Genomic DNA, 1,316 nt, shown 5'->3' with positions numbered 1-1,316 from the left:
CGGAAACATATCCATTAACTCCCCATCCTCAGTTACTAACCTAGTGCTAAGTTTCATTACAGAGTAAACGTAGGATGCATAGTAATGTAATGTTAATTTTTCTTAGCCAGGTTAAGAATATCATTACCTAGATCCCTCATTAATGCGTCATTAATTAGGCTAAGGGCCTTATTAAATACCTTAATCAGTAATCCCAGTTTATTGCTGATGATAATTTACTAAAAGTAATACCAATTTCGTAATACGCCAGATCCATGGTATATTGCATCCTTAAAATATTTACCGCCTTATTAGGGTTCAACTCAATCAACCTTATGATGATACTTAAATCAAATACAAGTCCCATCTTAATTTACAGTCTTCACATACACTCCTCACAGTAAAGTCATCACCATATATTTCACTAATCTTTCTAGATTCCTTAGATGCCTCATTAGGTAATGTTATTAATCCCCTTTTCCCTACACATAACCTCCTCCAGGGCCATGCATAGGCTTGGAAGTATTAATTTCATATGCCTTAGCCTTCTCAAATATCTCCATCCTGGCCTTAGTCGATACCGTAACCCAATTACCCATCACTATCATACTGTAGATGCTTACCTATGAGCATTCCCCCATTATAATGGTGATAATGATTGCTACCTTAAGTAAAGTAAGATAATGAGAAATTAAGCTTACGTTTATGATACACGTAAGTTCGCGGTTTCAGCATTTAGTAAATCATGGGCATTAAGAATCTTAAGGTTAAGGGCACTTGGATTCCTGGGCAAGGCTCTTCCCATGTAATCCTAATGACGAAACCCCATTGTAAGTCCATTAGCTTTCCTTAAATAATCTGTATTATGTCCTCCTCGCCCTCCTTCCTTACTGACTACATTATTATGGATGTATAGGCATCGTGTTTATCTACGTGTTTTCCACCTTCATTAGCTGAATCATCTTTTACCTAAGGTCTTTGCGTAAATATTATTAAGTAGGGGCATGGTTAAATACATGTGAGTTCTATACCATTAAAACTTAGTAAACCTTGGAAGGATACTGAGGAGTATAGGAAGGGCCGCCTTCTGGAGGCTAGATATGAGTCTGAGTTAGCGTTGAAGTTCCTTGATGCAGGGCTTTATAGAAACGCGGCTGGTAAGGCCTTTCAAGCCTGGAAGGCGTTGTTGGCTGCCTTGGCTGTTAATTATAGTGATGAATTAGCGAGGAGATTCAAGGGTATTAGGGGGACTAGGGATGGTAAGAGGGTTAGCTTAACTGACTTCATAATAGCCTTCATGCCCATTGGCTACATGCTTGCCGTGGCTAAGGTTCTTG

Annotated in this window: 1 protein-coding gene; it reads left to right on the top strand. The window is 38.8% G+C overall.

Annotation, left to right across the window (positions count from 1 at the left end; all coding sequences use genetic code 11):
• Window positions 1–997: 997 nt before the first annotated feature.
• Window positions 998–1,316 (top strand): PaREP1 family protein (locus tag BP896_RS01865; protein WP_291765081.1); only part of this gene is annotated, 319 nt, incomplete at its 3' end.

It is taken from the genome of Caldivirga sp. UBA161 (assembly GCF_002506515.1).
Classification (GTDB): Archaea; Thermoproteota; Thermoprotei; order Thermoproteales; family Thermocladiaceae; genus Caldivirga.
Note: the sequence above shows the minus strand (reverse complement) of the source record. Positions and strands in the feature narration are given on the sequence as shown.